Here is a 19,067-nt window from a genome sequence, read left to right as displayed (position 1 = left end):
GGCTCAAATCCCGGTACGATGAATCATCAAACGTTCGGAATACTGTCGCATGAGTTCAAATATCGAGGACGACCCGCTCTCGGCTATCCTCCGGCTGCTCTGTACCCAGCCCGTCGTGGCCGGTAGTTTCTCCGCGGGGGGCACGTGGGCGATCCGCTTTCCGCAGCCGAAAAAGCTCAAGTTCTTCGCACTGGTCAAGGGCAACTGCTGGCTTTGCATTGATGCGCAGACGGAGCCAGTCGCGGTCGGCGAAGGCGACGTCTTTCTGCTGACGGGCGAACACGCGTTTGTCCTCGCAAGCGACCCGGACGCGGATCCGGTCGACGCGGCAACAGTGTTCTCCGGCGAGCGAACCCGGACTGCGACGATCGGCGACGGCAATGGTTGTACGCAGATCGGCGGACACGTCAGGCTCGCGCCCTCAAACGACGCGCTGCTGGTCGACGTCCTGCCATCGCTGATACACATCCGCGCGGACTGCGAGCAGGCGGCCGTCCTTCGATGGCTGCTTGCCCAGCTCGTCAAGGAATTCGCGTCGGGTTTGCCGGGCAGCGGCCTTGCTTCGACCTACCTTGCGCAGTTGATGTTCGTCGAAATGCTGCGCGTCCATCTCGACACCAGCACGGCAATCCCCAACGGCTGGCTGCGCGCCATCGGCGACAGACGGCTTGCGCCCGCGCTACGGTTGATGCATGGCGATCCCGGCCGGGCATGGCGACTGGATGAGCTTGCGGCCGCATCGGCAATGTCGCGCACGGCGTTTTGCGTACATTTCAGGTCGGTTGCGGGCATGGCTCCGCTCACGTGGCTCACGCAGTGGCGCATGCGTATGGCAAAGCAGGCGTTAACCGACGAGAAACTGCCGATTGCCATTCTCGCGGCGAGGTTAGGTTACGCATCCGAAAGCGCATTTAGCAGCGCGTTCAAACGGGTGTCCGGAGTGTCGCCAAGCGATTACAGGCGGGCGGGGTGGTCGGGTTGAAGCGAGGGGTCGTCCCGACCCCGACTAACTCAGCCGTGTCTTCGAACGTCCGGACAGGTGCGATGACCGTTGTACCGTCATAAGCCGCCGTTGTCGAGGTCCTGCGGCGAACGACAGAGAAGGGTCGATCTGCGCCGGTCGCGCGTCACAGGGCGGCGGCCGGCGGCCGGCGGCGTTCGGCCACAAGCGGTCGGACGACCTTGTCTCCGGAATTGTGGAAAATGGCACCCGTATCGAGAGGCAATCTAGCCCGAGGCGCCGTTAATTCATTTGGAAGAGCCCTCCGAGGCACAAGCAACATCGCACTGACCGCCCTGCACGATTTCGGCGTCCCGGATGGTGATATTGCTGCTAGGAACATACTTACGTGGATACTTGGCGTGTAGCGCGACGTCTTTTGGGAGTACAAGGACACGGTCTTGTACTCCCCTCAAGCGCCACTCACGCAGTGCTTTCGTTGACCCGATCAAGCACGGGCAAAAGCTCTTCGGGATCTGGCCGGCGCGTATAGTCCGGGTTGACCTCTGCGTACAGGATGACTCCGTCTTGACCGATGACGAATCGTGCGGGCATCGGCAGCGTCCAACTCGGCTCGCCGTTCGCAACGGCTAGATCGTTTTTGAAAACGGTCTTGTAGAGGTCCGCCAGATAGTCTGGCAACTTGAATCGGATGCCGAATGCCGCTGCTACTTCATTACCCGGATCAGACAGAATGGGGAACGTTAAGTGGTTCTCCCGCTGGCTACGGCGACTGTTCGGAGCGGTCTGCGGTGAAATCGCTACGAGTTGGGCGCCCCGGCTTTCGAGATCCGGGAGCGAGGCCTGAATCGCTTGCAGATCGAAGTTGCAGTACGGGCACCATACGCCTCGGTAGAACGTCACGATCAGCGGGCCACGTGCGAGGAGATCAGTGGACGAGTACGATGTTCCTTCAGCATCCTTCAGGGTGAAGGTGGGGGCCCTGTCTCCAACCTTCAGCGCCTTTTCAGCTGCGCCGGACTCGGTGAGTTCGCGCGTGGCGCGATGCATCGGCTCGTGAATATGTGACGGCGCATTGTAAGGAGGGCCGCCGGCTTCGAAGTTGGCACGGAATGCGTCGAGCTTGTCTTGCAGTGACATGATAAGACCTCTTCAAGTGATAAAAAATTACGCGGACGGCAGATCAGCGTAAAAGGGATAGTCGAGATAGCCGCGGTGATCTCCGCCATAGAACGTCGAGCGGTCGTAGGCATTGAGCGGAAGGTTTCTCCGGAATCGTTCCGGAAGATCGGGGTTCGCGAGGAAGGAGCGTCCGAAGGCGACTGTGTCAGCAACACCGGACTCAATGATGGCTTCGGCGCTGTCGCGGTCGAAACCACCGGCTGCCATGACGGAACCCCTGAAGATTTCCCGCAGCATGGCTGCGGCGATCGGTTGAGCGTCGTCTTCGATTTCCTCGGTGCTCTTGATGCGCGGCTCGATGACGTGAAGATAGGCGAGACCGAAGCGGTTCATCGCTTCCGTCACGTAGGAGAAGGTCGCTTTCGGATCGCTGTCGAACATTCCACCGAATTTACCGCTTGGAGAAAGCCGGACGGCGGTTCTGTCTCCGCCCCAGACGGATGTCATTGCTTCCACGACTTCCAACAGAAATCGCGCACGATTCTCTTTTGTTCCACCGTAAGCGTCGGTTCGGATGTTGCTGCCGTCCTGCAGGAATTGATCGGCAAGATAGCCGTTCGCCGAGTGCAGCTCGACGCCGTCGAACCCTGCTTCCATCGCACGCTCCGATGCCCGACGAAATTGACCAATGAGGTCCGGTATCTCGTCAAGTTCGAGCGCACGTGGCATCGCGAATTCGATTTCTCCATTCCTCGAGAAACCAACGCCTTCGGCGCGTAATGCGGATGGGCCGATCGGTGTTTCGCCGTCGATGATATCGGGGTGAGACTGCCGGCCACTGTGCCAAAGCTGCAGAAAGATGGTCGAGCCAGCCGCGTGCACGGCATCTGTGACCCTGCGCCATCCCGCGATCTGATGATCGCCATAGATTCCTGGTGCGCCGGCGTAGGCAATCCCACGCTTCGAGACCGGCGATGCTTCGGCGATCATGAAGCCGCCTTTGCTCGCACGCTGCCGGTAGTAATGAACCATCAAGTCTCCGGGTACGTCGCCCGCCTCGGAGCGCATTCTTGTCAGGGGCGCCAGAACCACGCGATGGGCAATCTCGTACGGACCGATTGCGGTTGGGCTGAAAAGCTTGCTCATGAAAACTCACCGAGTTGATGTGCTGAGTCAGTAAGTTAATTTATTCCCCGAGAAAGCAGTAGACTGTTATTTTTGATAACACTCATTCCAATGGAGAATGATCTGTGGACAGATTCGCGACCATGGAAGCATTCGTGCGCATCATTGAAACGGGTTCCTTTTCGGCAGCTGCTCGGCAACTCAGGGTTGGTCAGCCGTCAATATCAAAAGCTGTTGCACAGCTTGAAGAACGACTGGGAACACGACTTCTCTCACGCTCGACACGGGGGCTAACGCCGACTGAAGCAGGCCAGGGTTTTTACGAGCGGGCGAAGCGCGCGCTTGACGAAGCAAACGAAGCGGACCTCGCTGCAACTGGAGCCGGGACTGGACTGACAGGACGCTTGCGCTTCAGTGCAACGGTGACGTTTGCCCGGCTACACGTCATGCCGCTGCTACCCGCTTTTCTTGAGGCGCATCCTGCACTCACAGTCGAAGCAATTCTCGACGACCGTAGCGTCGATCTGATCGGGGAGAACATCGACATTGCGCTGCGGATGGGAGACCCAAAGTCGATGACCGTAACGGGAAAGCGGATTGCCACGTCCCGGCGCATGGTCGTCGCGACTTCCAACTATCTCGATCGACATGGCACGCCTGAACGGCCAGGTGATCTACCCAATTTTCCTGCCGTTATCTATACGCAAGGCGGTGGAGGAGAAACATGGACTTTTAGAAAGGGCGCGAAGTCGGAAGTTGTGACGCTCAAGAACATGATCAGCACTACCGCAGCCGAGGGGGTGCGTGAGGCTGTTTTTGCAGGCATGGGGTTGGCTGTCTCTACGGAGTGGATGTTCCAGCCGGAGATCGATCTCCATCGCGTTGAGACAGTTCTGTGCGATTGGACGCTCCCCTCACTTGATCTTTGGGCTGTTTATCCAGCAGGACGCCAGGCGACTGCGAAAGCACGCGCCTTTGCAGCTTTCATCAGCGAGTGCCTGGCAAAGACACCTTTTGCGCCTGCCGGGTAGGCTGGTCGTTGGCGCTGGGACCATTGCGATCACAAGCGTCCAAGGAGACGTCATCGTCGTCTGACCATCTCACATGGCGTGGACTGGAGTTGGCTTACGTACCGATGATCGACTGCGTTGCCGAGCGTAGCCTGAAGCTCGGGCCGGTTGCTACCGCCCACAATCGGTAAAACACTGGCCGAATGGCCGCTATCGGGTGGGGCGGTCGGTCCGCTATGGGTCGGCTGCCGCTGGCCGAGCCCGGGCGCGGAGACGTAGGGCGACTTCCGGCTAGTTGCGGTCCTTCGACGCCATCAAGATTTGGGTATCCTTGATCTGCAAAGAGGGCGATCACGATTAGTGGGACCGGGAATTCCCGGTAAGAAAGGTTACCTCTCGCCCGAGCGGGCCTTCGTCCCAACACTGCACGAGTGGTCGGCAACCTGCACCCGACGAAGCGATTCATGGCGGGTGCGTCCTAACGCCACGGAATATGCTCGATACCGTCCGATTTTTCTTTGTCGTAATTGTTTTCTTTGGTTCCGGACTCCAGGTAGTGCGGTGGCTGTCCGGCTGGAAGGATCTTGAGCGGTACAAGACGAGGCGGGATGCCCCGAACGAGAGGCCAGTCTCCAATGGCTCCTATCGCTGGGCTTCATGCCGAGCAAAATGGACGAGCTTCACCGTGGCCGTTGAACTCTATCCTCAACACTTGTGGATACGCCCCGGCTTTCCCTTGAACTTGCGACTTCCCGCGATTTCCATACCCTGGGATGCAATCAGCGCATCTCAAAGAAAGATATTCCTTTTACGCACGGTCACGTTACGTATCCGTGGTTGTTCTACTGGGCTGCGCTTTTACGGCGCGGTAGGCAAGCGAATTCTGGCGGAAGTCGAAACACAAAGGGCAAGGAGCGTAGCGCCTAACCGTGTTGATCGCACCGAGGGGGCCACCGGCCTTTGAGTTTGCTGGCAACGCAGATAAGGCGTCGACAATGGCTGGCGCCGGCACTCCAAGAGCAGCCATACCACGAACCTGGCCGGGGGCCGTCGCCGCTATAACACCTGCACGGGCCGTTTGATGCGGCTCTGGCGAATGGAAGGCAGGCGCCGCATGAACACGACGGACGGCCGGGGCGACGCCGCCCGGCCATTGCCGCAAGCGCCGTGACTCACACCCACTGCCGTCTTCGATAACTGTCACGACCGCGTGGTCCGTGAGGCCGCACCGCGCCTGCCGAAGTCGCGGCATGAATTCACATCAACGCCCGCCGGCACGCCGCTTCACAACCGCCCCCCGCTGCAACACATACTCGACCCGCGCGCCTTCATCAGCCACGACCCCAATATCCTCAAGCGGATTCCCATCCAGCACGACGAGGTCGGCGATTGCCCCCACCGCAACGACTCCAAGCTGCCCTGTCATATTCACAATCTCCGCCGCCACCGTCGTCGCCGACCTGAGCGCTTCCAGATTCCCAAGCACCTCCGCGCGAATCCGAAACTCCCCAGACTGAAACGCATGCATCTCGCCAAGCAGGTCCGACCCGAACCCCATCTTCACGCCGGCCTTCGCATAAATCTCAAGCGACTCGCGTCCCTTCTGCTGGACGGAAGCCACCTTCGCGATGGAATCCGCCGGCATCCCGAACTCCGCCCCATGTTTGGCCAGCGCGTCATAAGTGACGAGCGTCGGCACCACGAACGCCCCATGCTCATGCATGATCTTCGCGGCCGCTTCATCGACGAGATTCCCATGTTCGATCGTCCGCACGCCGCATCGCACGGCCCGCGCAATCGCCCGCCCCGTATACGCATGCGCCATCACATACGTATTCGCGGCCTCGGCCTCGTCGACGATCGCCCGAATCTCGTCCTCCGAATACTGCGTGTTCGCAATCGGATCGGTCGGCGAAGCCACGCCGCCTGACGCCATGATCTTGATCTGCGTCGCGCCTTTCTGAATCTCCTCACGCACGGCAAGCCGTACACCTTCAACCCCATCGACGACCCGCGCAATCGCCCCCGTTCTGAAACAGCAGGAGCAGGGCTCCAGCAAATCCCCCCGAGGCCGAAAATCCCCATGCCCGCCGGTCTGCGACAACGCCTTCCCCGACGGAAAAATCCGCGGCCCCGGAATCAGCCCCGTCTCGACCGCCTGCATCAAACTCCAGTCCGCGCCCCCGGCATCCCGCACGCTGGTAAACCCGCGCGACAACATCGCATCGAGAATCGGCAGCGACCGGATCGCCGCGAGAATATTCGGCTGCGTCGCATTCGCGCCAAGATTCGCATTCGAAGCCAGCACATGCACATGGCAATCGATGAACCCCGGCATCACGGTTTTGCCGCGCACGTCGATCACCTGCGCATTCGGCAAATCCACCGGCCGATCGGTGATTTCGACGATCCGTTCGCCTTCGATCACGACATGATGATGTTCGAGCAACACGCCTCGTTCGAGGTCGAGCACGTCGCCGCCTTGCAGCACGGTAATGGTCATATGGAAAAATCCTTATCGAGTCGTGGAGGCCGCACGCTTCGCATCCTTCACGAAGCGCGTGCCGACGAAACTGACGGCCGCCGCGAGCATCACGTAGAACGCCGGCGCCATGTTGCTGCCCGTGCGGGCGATGAGCCACGTGATCAGGAACGGCGCGAACCCGCCGAAGATCGTCACCGCGAAGTTGTACGCAACGGAGAGCCCGGTCGACAGCACCTTGGTCGGAAACAGCTCAGCGAACGCCGCGAGGATCGGCCCCGTATAGGTCGCGATCAGCACGCCGAACACGGCCTGGAACACGATCAGCGACGCGAACCCGGGCGCATGGTTGATCCACGCGAACATCGGCCACGCGAGCACGAGGATCGCGAGCGCCGAGCCGGACAGGAACACGCGCCGTCCCCACACGTCGGCGAGCCGGCCGACGATCGGCGAGCAGCACATGATCATCAGCCCGCCGATCATGCCGGCCACGAAGCCGGTCGATTGCGGCAGATGCAGCGTGCGCACGGAATAGGTCGGCATGTAGAACAGCAGCACGTAGGTGCAGACGGTCCACAGGATGACCATCGAGAAACTCGCGAACGTCTCGCGCGGGTAGGTGGACAGCACCTCCTTCAGCGGCGAGCTTTCCTTCACCTGCGATTCGACGGCGCTGAACGCGGGCGTCTCGTCGATGTGGCTGCGGATGAAGTAACCGACCGGCCCGACGATGATTCCGAGCAGGAACGGCAACCGCCAGCCCCAGCTGTGCAGTGCCTGCGTGTCGAGCGATGTCGTGACGAACGTGCCGGTCGCCGCGCCGAGCAGCACCGCGAAGCCGATGCTCGACTGGATCCAGCTGGAGTAATACGCGCGCTTCTCCGGCGGCGCGTATTCGGTAAGGAACGCGGTGGCGCCGCCCATCTCGCCGCCGGCCGAGAAACCTTGCAGCAGCCGCGCGACGACGATCAGGAGCGGCGCGGCGATGCCGGCCTGCTCGTAGGTCGGCGCGATCCCGATGAGCGCCGTGCCGGCCGCCATCAGCAGGATCGTGAGCGACAGCGCGGCCTTGCGTCCGACCTTGTCCGCATACACGCCGAGGACGATTCCGCCCACCGGCCGCATGAAGAAGCCGACGCCGAACGTCGCGACGGTCAGCAGCACGGACGTCAGTTCGTTGCCGGTCGGGAAGAACAGCTTCGCGATGATCACCGCGAAGAAGCTGTAGACGGTGAAGTCGAACCATTCGAGGCCGTTGCCGATCACGGTCGCGACGATGGCGCGGCGGCGTTGCTGCACGGCCGCATCGACGGCAGGCGCGGCGCGCGGGGAAAGCGTTCCTTGCATGGTCTTTTCCTTTGTCAGAAGCCGGGACGACTGCCCCGCGTGAATCCCATGCTACGGACAGCCGGATTTTTTTCTGAAACGAAAGATTCGCATGCACGCATGCGCTGTACGCATGCATCGCGCCCGGAGCGTCAGGGCGCGGTCTGCTGCTCCGCCTGTTCGAACAGCCAGCGCGTGAACAGGCGGGCGGCCTGGTTCTGCACGCGGTCGTTCGGCGAGATCACGTAATAGCCGCCGCCATGGCTCGCGGACGCTTCCGTCACGCGCACGAGCAGGCCCGCTTCGATGCATGCGTCGATCATGTAGCGCCAGCCGAGCGACACGCCCTGGCCGAGAATCGTCATCTGCACGATCTGCGGATAGGAGTTGATCGTGATGTCCTGCGGTTGCGCCTTCTGCCGGTCGACGTCGTTCATGTCGAACCATTCGGACCACGACATCCATTGGCGCTGGCCGTCCTCGAGGCGCAGCAGCGTTTCGTTCGCGAGATCGGCCGCGTCCAGCGTGCGGCCGGCCAGATAGCCCGGCGCGCAGACGGGAAACACTTCCTCGTCGAACAGCCGGCGCGCGGTGTATTCGGCCGGCGTCTGCTGACGCACGTAGTAGACGCCGACGTCGAATTCCGCCGGCGACATCGATGCGAGCGCATCGCGCACGATCAGGCGCAGCTTGATGTTCGGATACGCGGCGCGAAAGTGCGGCAGCCGCGGCGTCAGCCACAGCACCGCGACGCCGGACGAGCACGCGATCGTCAGTTCGAGATCGCCGTATGGCTTCATCACGTCGTGCGTGGCTTCCGCGCATTGCGTGAGCAGGTGGTGGACCTGTGCCGCGTATTGTTCGCCGGCGATCGTCAGCCGCAGCGAGCGGTGCTCGCGCACGAACAGCGAGCGGCCGAGGAATTCCTCGAGTTGTTGAATCTGGCGGCTGATCGCGCTTTGGGTCAGGTGCAGTTCGGCGGCGGCTTTGGTGAAGCTCGCATGCCGCACGGCGGCTTCGAACGCGACGAGGCATTGCAGTGGGGGGAGAGGCGTGATGCGCATGGCAGGCGGGAATCGGAGGCGGCTACCGACATGATACGGTTGGATCGAGCGGAAATCATCCGGCGGGAAGGGTGTTGCCGATCGGCGTATTCGCGTGGGGACCGTGTGCCATTCGCGCCAGGCCGGCCAAGGCGCGCAGCCGGTTGGGGCCACATCGATTCGCCCGAAAAGCGGATCGCGAGATGAAACAGTTACAAGTTATCTGTTGACGCGCACCTGCCCGGCGGTTAGTGTGTGCATCGAAGTCCAAGAAGTCCGATTGCTGTTCATCAATTGCTCGCTCTCCACAGCGGTATTCGTTGTCCTCTCCCTCCTTGACGCTTCACGCGCTCTTCAACAGAGCAAATCTCTCTATTTTTTTCTCAAGGAATCTTCATGGATACCGGTATCGTCAAGTGGTTCAACGACAGCAAAGGCTTTGGCTTCATCACGCCGGACAACGGCGGCGACGACCTGTTCGCTCATTTCTCGGAAATTCGTGCCGACGGCTTCAAGACGCTGGCTGAAAACCAGAAAGTGAGCTTCGAAACGAAGCAGGGCCCGAAGGGTCTGCAAGCGGCCAACATCAAGCCGCTGTAAAGTTTGAAGGGCCCGGCCATCCCACGATGGGCGCCGGGTCGCAGCGACATCCTCACGGAGCCTGGTCTCCTAAAGTTGGCGCGCGTGTTCGTGGCTGCTTCTGTTCATTCAGCGGCCAACCCGGCGTCACACGTCTCGTTGCACTTCATTCCCCCTCCGGCCGCAGCGCCTTATTTTCGCTTTCCGACTGCTTGAGATTCAGCGCGCAATGGCGTTGAATCGGCGCATCCGTGCACATATCGCACGGCACGCGCGCAGTCGAACATTATTAAAATTAGAAATGCAAAACATACAAAATCATCGATATAACGGCTATGCCGTCCAGCCCTCGGCGCATCGTCTGCCCGACGGCAGTTTTTCAGCCAACCTGCTGCTCGAGCGCGTCGATAGCGCGTCCGCGGAAGGCCGCTACCGGTTCTATTCGCTCGACTACTTCGAGAGTGAAGCGCAGGCACTGCGGCACTCGGCACACTGGGCACGCAACTGGGTCGATACGCGCGGCTAACCACAACGCCGTGGTGCCGCACATCCGGCGCATGTAGTCATCCGGGCGTGCAACAGCGCGCGCCCGAACCCCGCGTGCGATCGATTCTCTACCTTCCGATTGCATCCGCGCGCCCGGTTCGGGCTGCCGGATTTTCCTTTTTCGACGTCGTCGGTGAGTGGCGCTGCCAACCTTCGGATTCGTGCGAAGATTGCACGCACATCACACTCGCCCGAGAACGACGTGACCCTGTCCAATCCTGAGCGCAATCCGGAGGCCGCCCATCCGCCATGGATGGCCGTCGCGCTGGCCGAACTCGGCATCCGCCGCCATCCGCCCGGCAGCATCAACCCGCGCATCGTCGAGTACAACAACCACACGAACCTGGTCGGCTACGACGACAAGATTTCCTGGTGCTCGTCCTTCGTCAACTGGTGCATGACGCACGCGGGATTCCGCGGCACCGGCTCCGCACTGGCGCGCTCATGGCTCGAATGGGGCCGGCCGCTGGAGCGTCCGGTCTACGGCTGCATCGCGATCCTGACGCGCGACGATCCGGCGAGCTGGAAAGGGCATGTCGGGTTCTATCTGCGTCACGACGACGAATACGTGCATCTGTTCGGCGGCAATCAGCTGGAAGAGGTGCGCGAGCTTGCGTATCCGCTGAACGAAGTGATCGGTTATCGTTGGCCCGATGCGGGATGACCGCGTCGCGGTGGCATGTGCGAATTCGCAATCGCGTGATGGCGGTTGATTCGATCGGGTTGTCGTCGATCAAGTGTCCGGAATCGTGCTGCTGATGCACGGCGCGCCGGCCAATGTAGCGGCCGGCACCGTATCGCGATCGCGCCTAGTTCTTCGCCACCGCCTCCACCTCCCCGGCCGCGTCATTCCTGCTCCACCCACCCCCCAGCGACCGATACAACGCCACCGCCGCCAGCGCATGCTCACGCTTGACCTGGTTGAGCGAATCCGAATCCCGCAGATACACCTCCTGCGCCGACAGCACATCCAGAAAATCCGTCGCACCGCCCTTGTAGAGCTGATTCGCCAATCCGAGCGCCTTGTCCGACGCGGAAAGCGCGCTACCGAGCTTCCGTGTCGCCTCGTCGGAGCTGACGAGATTCGCGCGCGCATCCTCGACTTCCCGCAATGCCTGCAGCATCGTCTGCCGCAACCCGAGTTCCGACTCGCGCATCCGGCTTTCGCTCTGCGAGATATCCGCGGTAATCCGCCCCGCATTGAAAATCGGGCTCGTCGCACTCAGCGCCGCGCTGAACAGGTTGTCGGTCAACGTCGGCAACCCGAGATAGGACGCGGCCAGGATCCCATCCGTCAGGTTCAACGAAAACTTCGGATACCGCTCGGCCTTCGCCACACCGACTTGCGCAGCACGCCGTTCGACCTGCGCATAGGCGGTCAGCACGTCCGGCCGCCGCAACAACGCCTGCGAAGGCAGCGTCCCCGGCGCCCCGATCGGCGGCGCCGGGATCTCCCCGGCCTGCGCCAGCACGAGCCGGTCGACCGCTTCCGGCGTGCGCCCCGAATACACGGCAATCAGGTTGAGCTGATGCGAGATCTGCGCCTGCGTCGGCGGAATCCGCGCTTCGAGCGCATCGAGCTGGTTCTGCGCGCGGGTCACGTCGAGTTCGGTCGACAACCCGAACGCCTGCCGCTTGCGCGTGAGTTCGAGCGCATGCTGGCGAATCCTCGCGTTGTCCTGCAGGATCTTCAGTTCCTGCTGCGCCCAGCGCAGATCGACATACGCGGATGCCGCATCGGCCGCCAGCGCGAGCCGCATCGCGTCTTCCGCATGCTTCTGCCCGACGAGTTCCGCTTGCGCGGCGAGCAGGTCGAGGCGTTCGCCGCCGAACACGTCGGGCGACCAGCTCAGCGCGAGCCCGGCACCTGCCTGCCGCACGTAGCCGAGCGGCGGCGGCGTGTTCTGCCGCGCGTCGGACGCGTGCGCGGTCGCGTCGAGTTCGGGCAGCAGCACCGCACGTTTCTGCACGGTCAGCGCCTGTGCCTGCTTCACGCGTTCGGCCGCGGCCTGCAGATCGAGGTTGCCGTCGAGCACGGTCGCGATCAGTTGATCGAGCACGGGATCGTGGAATTGCGCCCACCAGCCGGCGGCGTCGATGTCCGCGCGCGGCACGTCGGTATCCCATGCGGTGGGCGCGAGCGTCTGGACGGATTCGGACAGCGCCGGATGCTGCGCGGGCTGCACCGCGCACCCGGCGGCGAATGCGCTGACGGCCAGCGCGACGAGTAGCTTTTTCATGATGATGACCTTGGCCTCAGTGCGCGTCCGGCGGCGGCGCGTTCAACGTAATGGGTTTGGAAAACACGACGGCGAGCAGCGCGACGACGAAACACAGCGACAGCGCGTAATACGCATCCGCATAAGTGAGCGTCAGCGCTTCGCGATAGATCAGCCGATGCAGGTTCGCGAGCCCGGCCTGCGCGGTATTCAGCGTATTGCCTGCGACGGAGCCCCAGTACGCGGCCTGTCGATCGAGCAGCGACGCGATCTGCGGTTCGCCGGCGCTCACGTGCTCGTTCAGGCGCAGATAGTGAAAATTCAGCCGGTCGTTGAGCATCGTCGCGCTCACCGCGATGCCGATCGCGCCGCCGAGGTTGCGCATCAGGTTGAACAGGCCGCTCGCGGATTTGAGCCGCGACTGCGGCAGCGAGCCGAGCGCCATCGTCACGATCGGCGGCACGCTGAACTGCTGGCCGATGCCGCGCAGCGCTTGCGGCAGCAGCAATTCGCGCCAGCCCCAGTCGTGCGTGATCGGCGTGTACAGGTAGCAGCCGAGGCCGAAACAGATCAGCCCGAACACGAGCAGCGCGCGCAGGCTGAAGAAGCGCGCGGCGAACGCATAGGCGCAGAGCGCGACCAGCTGGAACGCCCCGACCGACAGCAGCGCGATGCCGATCTGCAGCGAGCTGAATGCGCGCACCTGCGCAAGAAACAGCGGCGTCAGGAACACGGTCACGAAGATCCCGATACCGGTCACGAACGACAGCAGGCTGCCGATCCCGAAGTTGCGCACGGCGAGCGCACGCAGGTCGACGATCGGATCCTTCGCGGTCAGCGCATGCACGAGGAACAGGAAGCCGCAGATGCCGGAGATCCATGCGCAGATGATGATCACGTCGTCCCCGAACCAGTTCTTGCGCGGGCCTTCCTCGAGCACGTATTCGAGGCAGCCGAGAAAGCCGGACATCAGCACGATGCCGAGATAGTCGCCGCGCTTGATGAGGCTCAGGTCGGGCTCGTCGATATGCACGTAGCGCGGCACGAGCACGGCCACCGCGATGCCCGGCACGAGGTTCAGGTAGAACAGCCAGTGCCACGACCATTGGTCGGTGATCCAGCCGCCGATCACCGGGCCGATCGCCGGGGCGAGCGAGGCAAGCGCGCCGATGGTCGTCGACGCGATCAGCCGCTGCTTGCCGGGGAACAGCACGAACGCGGTGGTGAACACGGTCGGGATCATCGCGGCGCCGAGCGCGCCTTGCAGCCCGCGAAACAGGATCATCGAGTTGATGTCCCATGCGAGCCCGCACAGCATGCTGGTGATCGTGAAGCCGACGGCCGACGCAACGAACAGCCAGCGCGTCGACATCACCTTCGACAGCCAGCCCGACATCGGGATCACGATGATCTCGGCGATCAGGTAGGCCGTCTGCACCCACGACAGTTCGTCCTGGCTCGCGGAAAGCCCGCCGCCGATGTCGCGCAGCGACGACGCGACGATCTGGATGTCGAGCGTCGCCATGAAGAAGCCGACGCACATCAGCGCGAACGCGAATACGCGCTGCTTCGTCGGTTGCGACGCGGGGTCGCCGGAAAACGCGGTGGTCATCGTCGGCTCCCGCTCAGTTCGCGTGGTCGGTGTGCACGGTCACGACCGCGGAGAGGCCGGGGCGCAGCACGTGATCGATACCGGGTTGCGGATCGAGATGCACGCGCACGGGCACGCGCTGGACGATCTTCGTGAAGTTGCCGGTCGCGTTCTCGGGCGGCAGCACGCTGAAGGTCGCGCCGGTCGCGGGCGCGAGGCTGTCGACGCGGCCATGCAGTTTCGTGCTCGACGCATCGAGCGACACGTCGACGCGATCGCCCGCGCGCATCTTGCGCAGCTGGTCTTCCTTGAAGTTCGCATCGACCCACAGTCCGGAAGCCGGCACGACGGTCAGCAGCGGCACGCCGACGTTCGCGAGCATGCCGACACGGCCCGTGCGGTTGCCGACGTAGCCGTCGACGGGCGAGCGGATCGTCGTGTATTCGACGTTGAGCGCCGCGACGCGCTGCGCGGCCAGCGCGGTGTTCACGCGGGCCCGTGCATCGGCGAGCTGCGCGCCGAGCACGTCGAGCTGCCGCTTCGAGGCGAGCAGCGCGGCGTCGCTGCGTTCGACGGCCGCGCCGGCTTTCGAGTAATCGGCGTCGGCGCGCTCGACGATCTGGTTCGATACGGCGTCGGATTTGACGAGTTCGCGGTAGCGCACCCGGTCCGATGCGGCACGCGTCAGTTCGGCCGACGACGCGTTCTTGTCCGCCGCGTGCTGGCCGATCACCGCGAATTGCAGTTGCTGCTTCGCTTCGAGTTCGGTGACGGCGGAGCGCGCGCTGTCGACTTCGGCGCTCGCTTGCGCGAGCTTCGCGTCGTAGTCGCGTGCGTCGAGCTGCACGAGCACGTCGCCGGCCTTCACGCGCTGGTTGTCGGTCACGAGGATCTTGTCGACGAAACCGCTGACCTTCGGCGCGAGCACGGTCACGTCGCCGCCGACGTACGCATCGTCGGTGCTCTCCTGGAAGCGCAGCACGAACAGCCAGTCGAGCGCGGCCGCGGCCACGACGACGACGACGGCGCCTACCGCGATCCGCATCCACGGCACGCGGCGTTGCTGCTTCGCGGGCTGCTCGGTTGTGGCTGCTTCGCGTGACGTGGCAGCGGTTTGGGTCGTTTCCATCGATTCACCTATGTATATGCACTTATCAAAACGAAAGACGGCGTGCCGTCCGTCGGGGAAGTCGTCGATCAGCGTTCCGGCAGGTTGTGCGTGATCCGGAACAATTCGTCTCTGAGGCGGGCCGCCTGTGCCGACCCGAAACACCGCTCGAATGCTTCCTGCGCGGCGAGCCAGTGCACGTGCGCATCGGCGACCTTGGTTTCGCCGTGCGCGGTGAGCGCAAACGTCTGGCCGCGACACGGCGGCTCGATCCGGCCCGTCACCAGCGCCGCGCCGACGAGCGGCTTGAGCGCGCGCAGCAGCGCGGTGCGTTCGATCACCAGCATGCTCGACAAGGTTGCCATCGTGAGGCCGGGCTGGTCGCGCAGCAGCGCGAGAATGCTGTACTGCGACGGCGTGACGCCCGCGCGCGACAGATAGCGCTCGTAGAACTGCGAGATTCGCCGGGCGGCCTGGCGGACCGCAAAGCAATCGTCGTCGGTGAGCGTGGTCTTGTGCATGTGCACATGTTAGGGCGGGGGGTCGCATGAAGCGATGGGCGGGGCGGGATCAGATTGGTGTCGTGGCTGTACCAATCGACTGCAACATGGCGCGTTCGCGCGCCCGGTCAGGCCGCGGCGGGAACGATCCAGCCTTCGCGGTCGCAATAGGCGGCCGTGTAGTCGATGAACGCTTTCACCTTCGCGGGCAGCAGCACGCGGTTCGCGTACGCGAGCTTGATCTCGACGGATGCGTCGACGAGGTCGGCGTCGGGCAGCAGTTGCACGAGCGCGCCCGACGCGAGTTCGGCCTGGACGAGCGTTTTCGGGACGACGCCGATGCCGAAGTCGTTCATCACCATTTCGCGGTTGAAGACGGGGCTGTTCGACGAGATGTCGAAGCGGAACGGCACGGTCAGCAGGTCGCCGTCGACGCGAAACGACAGGGCGGGGCGGCGCAGTGAAGGCGAGATCGGCACGAACGGATGATCGGCCAGGTCGGCCGGCGTTTCGGGGCGCGCATGCGCTTGCAGATACGCGGGCGTCGCGACGATCACGACCGGAATGCGCTCGATCAGCCGCACGACGGTCGATTCGCTCGTCAGCATGTACGGCACGACGATGCCGATGTCGTAGCCTTCGCCGACGAGATCGACCGGGCGCTCGGTCAGCGTGACGTCGAGGCGCACCTTCGGATGCGCGCTCTTGAAGCCGGCGATCAGCGGCACGAGGCGGTTCAGCGCGGCCGTCGTGTGCGCGACGAGGCGCAGCAGGCCTTCGGGTTCGCGGTTCTGCGTCTGCGCTTCGACCTCGAGCGCGTCGAGTTCGTCGAGCACGGCCGCGCAGCGTTCGTAGATGCGCTCGGCCGTTTCGGTCAGCGACACCTGGCGCGTGGTCCGGTGCAGTAGCCGGCTGCCGAAACGCGCTTCCAGATCCGCGACCGCGCGCGACACGACCGGCCGCGCGAGACCGTGCATGTCGGCGGCGCGCGTGAAGCTGCGCATCTCCACCACCGACCGGAAAATCCGCAGCTTGTCGATGTAGTCCATGTCCGTCTCCTTGACGCGAGGGCCGGCAGCCGGCCGCGTTACGGCGGAGTGTACATTGACTTTATGCATATGCACATATAAATTGCGGAGCATGAACGACACCTCGATTGCCCAGGCGTGCCACTGCCTCGCGCTGCGTCAGGCGGCGCGCTTCGTCACGCAACTGTACGAACGCCATCTGGCCCCGGTTGGCGTCACGCCCGCGCAGTTCTCGATCATGGCGAATCTCACGCGCCGGCCCGGCCAGCTGATGAGCGAACTCGCCGAGACGCTCGTGATGGATCGGACGACCCTGCTGCGCGGGCTGAAACCGCTGCAGCGCGACGGTTTCGTCATGACGACCGCGTCCGAGCACGATGCGCGCGCGCATGTGCTGCACCTGACGAAGCTCGGCGAGCGCACGTTCGCACGCGCGCGGGTCGCGTGGCAGGCCGCGCAGGACGAATACGAGGCGCAGGTCGGCCGCGATCGCGCGAACGCCTTGCGCGACGAGCTGTTCGGCCTGACGGCGGAACGCTAGGCGAACTGGAGCGGAGTTCGAGCCAATGGTCGCTTTGGTGGTCTTTTCTGGCGAAAAGTGGTTTTGAAACTGTCCGGATCGATCTCGATCTGGACAGTTTTGGTTTCCAGTTGTAGAGTCCTCTGACGGATTACACGGGCCGGCGCACTGCCGGGCACGAGTCACGAGGAGCAACCGATGCTGCAGTTGAGCGACCGCGACGACGCGATGTTGCGCGGTGATTTCGGCGACGGCGTCGCGCGCGCGATGCGGATCGTCGTGCGTACCGCGCACGTGATGTCCGCGCCGCACCTGATCGACATCACGTCCGCCCACATCGACGGCTGTCTTTACCACGGCCGGACGAGCCTCGATTTCGTCGAGTATTTCGTCGACACCGGCACGAAGGTCGCGGTGCCCACCACGCTGAACGTCGGGTCGCTCGACCTGATCCATCCCGAGCTGTACCACGGCGACCGCGCGATCCAGCGCGACGCGCAGCGCCTGATGGATGCGCATCTGCAGCTCGGTTGCGAATCGAGCTTCACGTGCGCGCCGTATCAGCTGAAGCATCGTCCCGCGAAGGGCGAGCAGATTGCGTGGGCCGAATCGAATGCGATCGTGTTCGCGAACTCGGTGCTCGGCGCGCGCACGAGCCGGTACGGCGATTTTCTCGACCTGGCCGCCGCGATCACCGGGCGCGCACCGTATGCGGGGCTCCATGTCGAAGCGAACCGCGCCGCGCGGCTCGTGTTCAACGCGCCGGATTTCACCGGCCTGCCGTCGCGCGACATCTACTTTGCCGCGCTGGGTCTGCTGATCGGCCGGATCGCGGGCGCGGTCGTGCCGGCGATCGTCGGGTTGCCGGCGGACACCACCGAGGACGAACTCAAGGCACTCGGCGCGGCCGCCGCGTCGAGCGGTGCGGTCGCGCTGTTTCATGCGGTGGGCATCACGCCGGAAGCGCCGACGCTCGACGTCGCATTGCACGGGCAAGCGGCGCAACGCACGGTCGACGTCGCGATGGCCGATCTCGACGCGATTCGCCGCACGCTGAACCACGGCGCGGCCGGCGATCCCCTCGTCGCGGTCGCGCTCGGCACGCCGCATTTCTCGCTGGCCGAATTCCGCACGCTCGACACGTTGCTCGACGCGTTCGACGGCAAGCCGGCGTGCGATTTCTACGTGAACACGAGCCGCTTCATCCTGTGGGAGCTGGAGGAGGCCGGCCTCGCGCGCAAGTTCGCCGCGCGCGGCATCCAGATCGTCGTCGATACCTGCACGTACATCACGCCCGTGATGAAGCAGATGTCGGGGCTCGTGATGACCAATTCGGGGAAATGGGCGTCGTATGCGCCCGCGAACATCGGCGTGACGGTCGCGTACGGCAGCATGCGCGAATGCGTGCGCTCGGCGTACGAAGGAAAGGTGCGATTCGATGACTGAAGCCGTGGGCAAGGGTCTGACGGGCGACACGCTCGTGCCGGGCAGCGCGTGCGCGCGCCCGTTCGTGCTCGACAAGCCGCTCAGCTTCTGGGGCGGCTACGACTCGGGCGCGGGCAGGATCGTCGATCGCGGCCATCCGCAGGCCGGCGCGAGCCTCGCCGGCAAGGTGATGGTGATGCCGCATGCGAAGGGTTCGAGTTCGAGCAGCAGCGTGCTCGCGGAAGCCGTGCGCAACGGCACGGGGCCGGTCGGGATCGTGCTGAAGGAGCGTGACTTGATCCTCTCGATCGGCGCGATCGTGGCGGCCGAACTGTATGCGATCGCGGTGCCGGTGGTGTGCGTGAGCGACGACGTGTACGACGCGATCGCCGCCGCGACCGGGGAGGTGCGGATCGAGGCGGGCGAGGGGGAAGGGGGCGCGCGGATCGTCGTCGGGGGCTGACGCGTCGTGCGCGTAT

At 63.7% G+C, this 19,067-nt stretch carries 18 protein-coding genes; 8 read left to right on the top strand and 10 right to left on the bottom strand.

Annotated features, from left to right (window positions below; genetic code table 11):
• Positions 1-49 precede the first annotated feature (49 nt).
• Positions 50-982 carry an AraC family transcriptional regulator gene (locus AC0KUR_RS02470; protein WP_473375294.1) on the top strand — a complete coding sequence of 311 codons (933 nt, stop codon included), beginning with the start codon at positions 50-52 and terminating at the stop codon, positions 980-982.
• A 441-nt stretch (positions 983-1,423) separates the two neighbouring features.
• On the opposite strand, the gene AC0KUR_RS02465 is transcribed toward AC0KUR_RS02470, so the two are convergent.
• Positions 1,424-2,101 (bottom strand): peroxiredoxin-like family protein, encoded by a 678-nt coding sequence (locus AC0KUR_RS02465; RefSeq protein WP_473375293.1) that lies wholly within the window; start codon positions 2,099-2,101, stop codon positions 1,424-1,426.
• A gap of 27 nt (positions 2,102-2,128) precedes the next feature.
• Positions 2,129-3,229 (bottom strand): alkene reductase, encoded by a 1,101-nt coding sequence (locus AC0KUR_RS02460; RefSeq protein ID WP_473375292.1) that lies wholly within the window; start codon positions 3,227-3,229, stop codon positions 2,129-2,131.
• A 122-nt stretch (positions 3,230-3,351) separates the two neighbouring features.
• Between AC0KUR_RS02460 and AC0KUR_RS02455 the strand changes: the two genes are divergently transcribed.
• Positions 3,352-4,239: a LysR family transcriptional regulator gene (locus tag AC0KUR_RS02455; protein WP_473375291.1), complete on the top strand. Its 888-nt coding sequence runs from the start codon at positions 3,352-3,354 to the stop codon at positions 4,237-4,239.
• 1,240 nt (positions 4,240-5,479) lie between these two features.
• Here the strand turns inward: AC0KUR_RS02455 and AC0KUR_RS02450 are convergent.
• The 3 genes from AC0KUR_RS02450 to AC0KUR_RS02440 form a co-directional block, all read right to left on the bottom strand.
• Positions 5,480-6,721 (bottom strand): metal-dependent hydrolase family protein, encoded by a 1,242-nt coding sequence (locus AC0KUR_RS02450; protein WP_034185634.1) that lies wholly within the window; start codon positions 6,719-6,721, stop codon positions 5,480-5,482.
• Positions 6,722-6,733: 12 nt separating this feature from the next.
• A complete protein-coding gene (locus AC0KUR_RS02445) occupies positions 6,734-8,050 on the bottom strand; it encodes an MFS transporter (RefSeq protein WP_034185635.1) in 1,317 nt (438 codons plus the stop codon).
• 131 nt (positions 8,051-8,181) lie between these two features.
• Positions 8,182-9,093 (bottom strand): LysR substrate-binding domain-containing protein, encoded by a 912-nt coding sequence (locus AC0KUR_RS02440; protein ID WP_069245868.1) that lies wholly within the window; start codon positions 9,091-9,093, stop codon positions 8,182-8,184.
• A gap of 375 nt (positions 9,094-9,468) precedes the next feature.
• Here AC0KUR_RS02440 and AC0KUR_RS02435 point away from each other — a divergent pair, with 375 nt between their 5' ends.
• The 3 genes from AC0KUR_RS02435 (at position 9,469) to AC0KUR_RS02425 (ending at position 10,861) form a co-directional block, all read left to right on the top strand.
• Complete coding sequence (locus AC0KUR_RS02435; protein WP_006485974.1) at positions 9,469-9,672, top strand: cold-shock protein; 204 nt, start codon at positions 9,469-9,471, stop codon at positions 9,670-9,672.
• 280 nt (positions 9,673-9,952) lie between these two features.
• Positions 9,953-10,177 (top strand): hypothetical protein, encoded by a 225-nt coding sequence (locus tag AC0KUR_RS02430; protein WP_034185638.1) that lies wholly within the window; start codon positions 9,953-9,955, stop codon positions 10,175-10,177.
• A gap of 273 nt (positions 10,178-10,450) precedes the next feature.
• Complete coding sequence (locus AC0KUR_RS02425) at positions 10,451-10,861, top strand: TIGR02594 family protein (RefSeq protein WP_034185639.1); 411 nt, start codon at positions 10,451-10,453, stop codon at positions 10,859-10,861.
• A 145-nt stretch (positions 10,862-11,006) separates the two neighbouring features.
• On the opposite strand, the gene AC0KUR_RS02420 is transcribed toward AC0KUR_RS02425, so the two are convergent.
• The 5 genes from AC0KUR_RS02420 to AC0KUR_RS02400 all read right to left on the bottom strand — a co-directional run bounded on the left by AC0KUR_RS02420 (position 11,007) and on the right by AC0KUR_RS02400 (position 16,664).
• Positions 11,007-12,437 carry an efflux transporter outer membrane subunit gene (locus AC0KUR_RS02420; RefSeq protein ID WP_059558509.1) on the bottom strand — a complete coding sequence of 477 codons (1,431 nt, stop codon included), beginning with the start codon at positions 12,435-12,437 and terminating at the stop codon, positions 11,007-11,009.
• Between the two features lie 16 nt (positions 12,438-12,453).
• Complete coding sequence (locus AC0KUR_RS02415) at positions 12,454-14,028, bottom strand: DHA2 family efflux MFS transporter permease subunit (RefSeq protein ID WP_034185641.1); 1,575 nt, start codon at positions 14,026-14,028, stop codon at positions 12,454-12,456.
• Positions 14,029-14,041: 13 nt separating this feature from the next.
• On the bottom strand, positions 14,042-15,136 hold the full coding sequence (locus tag AC0KUR_RS02410; RefSeq protein ID WP_473375290.1) for an HlyD family secretion protein: 1,095 nt from the start codon (positions 15,134-15,136) through the stop codon (positions 14,042-14,044).
• 68 nt (positions 15,137-15,204) lie between these two features.
• The gene (locus AC0KUR_RS02405) at positions 15,205-15,636 is read right to left on the bottom strand and encodes a MarR family winged helix-turn-helix transcriptional regulator (RefSeq protein ID WP_113047040.1); all 432 of its coding nucleotides are present in this window, start codon (positions 15,634-15,636) and stop codon (positions 15,205-15,207) included.
• Between the two features lie 107 nt (positions 15,637-15,743).
• A complete protein-coding gene (locus tag AC0KUR_RS02400) occupies positions 15,744-16,664 on the bottom strand; it encodes a LysR family transcriptional regulator (protein WP_034185644.1) in 921 nt (306 codons plus the stop codon).
• Positions 16,665-16,755: 91 nt separating this feature from the next.
• On the opposite strand from AC0KUR_RS02400, the gene AC0KUR_RS02395 reads away from it, so the two are divergent.
• From AC0KUR_RS02395 to AC0KUR_RS02385, 3 genes are all read left to right on the top strand, one after another.
• Positions 16,756-17,184: a MarR family winged helix-turn-helix transcriptional regulator gene (locus AC0KUR_RS02395; protein ID WP_226226866.1), complete on the top strand. Its 429-nt coding sequence runs from the start codon at positions 16,756-16,758 to the stop codon at positions 17,182-17,184.
• 177 nt (positions 17,185-17,361) lie between these two features.
• Positions 17,362-18,609: an aconitase X gene (locus AC0KUR_RS02390; protein WP_069245871.1), complete on the top strand. Its 1,248-nt coding sequence runs from the start codon at positions 17,362-17,364 to the stop codon at positions 18,607-18,609.
• On the top strand, positions 18,602-19,051 hold the full coding sequence (locus AC0KUR_RS02385) for an aconitase X swivel domain-containing protein (RefSeq protein WP_034185647.1): 450 nt from the start codon (positions 18,602-18,604) through the stop codon (positions 19,049-19,051). Before AC0KUR_RS02390 ends, AC0KUR_RS02385 begins: the two co-directional genes overlap by 8 nt.
• Positions 19,052-19,067: the final 16 nt, after the last annotated feature.

The sequence above is a fragment of the Burkholderia sp. YHN3-13 genome (genome assembly GCF_055810675.1).
This window is presented reverse-complemented; position numbering and strand designations above follow the sequence as displayed.

Coding starts and splice junctions, on each gene's coding strand:
- AC0KUR_RS02430 (WP_034185638.1), top strand. CDS start 9,953: ATGCAAAACATACAAAATCATCGATATAACGGCTATGCCGTCCAGCCC.
- AC0KUR_RS02410 (WP_473375290.1), bottom strand. CDS start 15,136: ATGGAAACGACCCAAACCGCTGCCACGTCACGCGAAGCAGCCACAACC.
- AC0KUR_RS02460 (WP_473375292.1), bottom strand. CDS start 3,229: ATGAGCAAGCTTTTCAGCCCAACCGCAATCGGTCCGTACGAGATTGCC.
- AC0KUR_RS02385 (WP_034185647.1), top strand. CDS start 18,602: ATGACTGAAGCCGTGGGCAAGGGTCTGACGGGCGACACGCTCGTGCCG.
- AC0KUR_RS02390 (WP_069245871.1), top strand. CDS start 17,362: ATGCTGCAGTTGAGCGACCGCGACGACGCGATGTTGCGCGGTGATTTC.
- AC0KUR_RS02420 (WP_059558509.1), bottom strand. CDS start 12,437: ATGAAAAAGCTACTCGTCGCGCTGGCCGTCAGCGCATTCGCCGCCGGG.
- AC0KUR_RS02395 (WP_226226866.1), top strand. CDS start 16,756: ATGAACGACACCTCGATTGCCCAGGCGTGCCACTGCCTCGCGCTGCGT.
- AC0KUR_RS02415 (WP_034185641.1), bottom strand. CDS start 14,028: ATGACCACCGCGTTTTCCGGCGACCCCGCGTCGCAACCGACGAAGCAG.
- AC0KUR_RS02450 (WP_034185634.1), bottom strand. CDS start 6,721: ATGACCATTACCGTGCTGCAAGGCGGCGACGTGCTCGACCTCGAACGA.
- AC0KUR_RS02405 (WP_113047040.1), bottom strand. CDS start 15,636: ATGCACAAGACCACGCTCACCGACGACGATTGCTTTGCGGTCCGCCAG.
- AC0KUR_RS02455 (WP_473375291.1), top strand. CDS start 3,352: ATGGAAGCATTCGTGCGCATCATTGAAACGGGTTCCTTTTCGGCAGCT.
- AC0KUR_RS02400 (WP_034185644.1), bottom strand. CDS start 16,664: ATGGACTACATCGACAAGCTGCGGATTTTCCGGTCGGTGGTGGAGATG.
- AC0KUR_RS02440 (WP_069245868.1), bottom strand. CDS start 9,093: ATGCGCATCACGCCTCTCCCCCCACTGCAATGCCTCGTCGCGTTCGAA.
- AC0KUR_RS02470 (WP_473375294.1), top strand. CDS start 50: ATGAGTTCAAATATCGAGGACGACCCGCTCTCGGCTATCCTCCGGCTG.
- AC0KUR_RS02445 (WP_034185635.1), bottom strand. CDS start 8,050: ATGCAAGGAACGCTTTCCCCGCGCGCCGCGCCTGCCGTCGATGCGGCC.
- AC0KUR_RS02435 (WP_006485974.1), top strand. CDS start 9,469: ATGGATACCGGTATCGTCAAGTGGTTCAACGACAGCAAAGGCTTTGGC.
- AC0KUR_RS02465 (WP_473375293.1), bottom strand. CDS start 2,101: ATGTCACTGCAAGACAAGCTCGACGCATTCCGTGCCAACTTCGAAGCC.
- AC0KUR_RS02425 (WP_034185639.1), top strand. CDS start 10,451: ATGGCCGTCGCGCTGGCCGAACTCGGCATCCGCCGCCATCCGCCCGGC.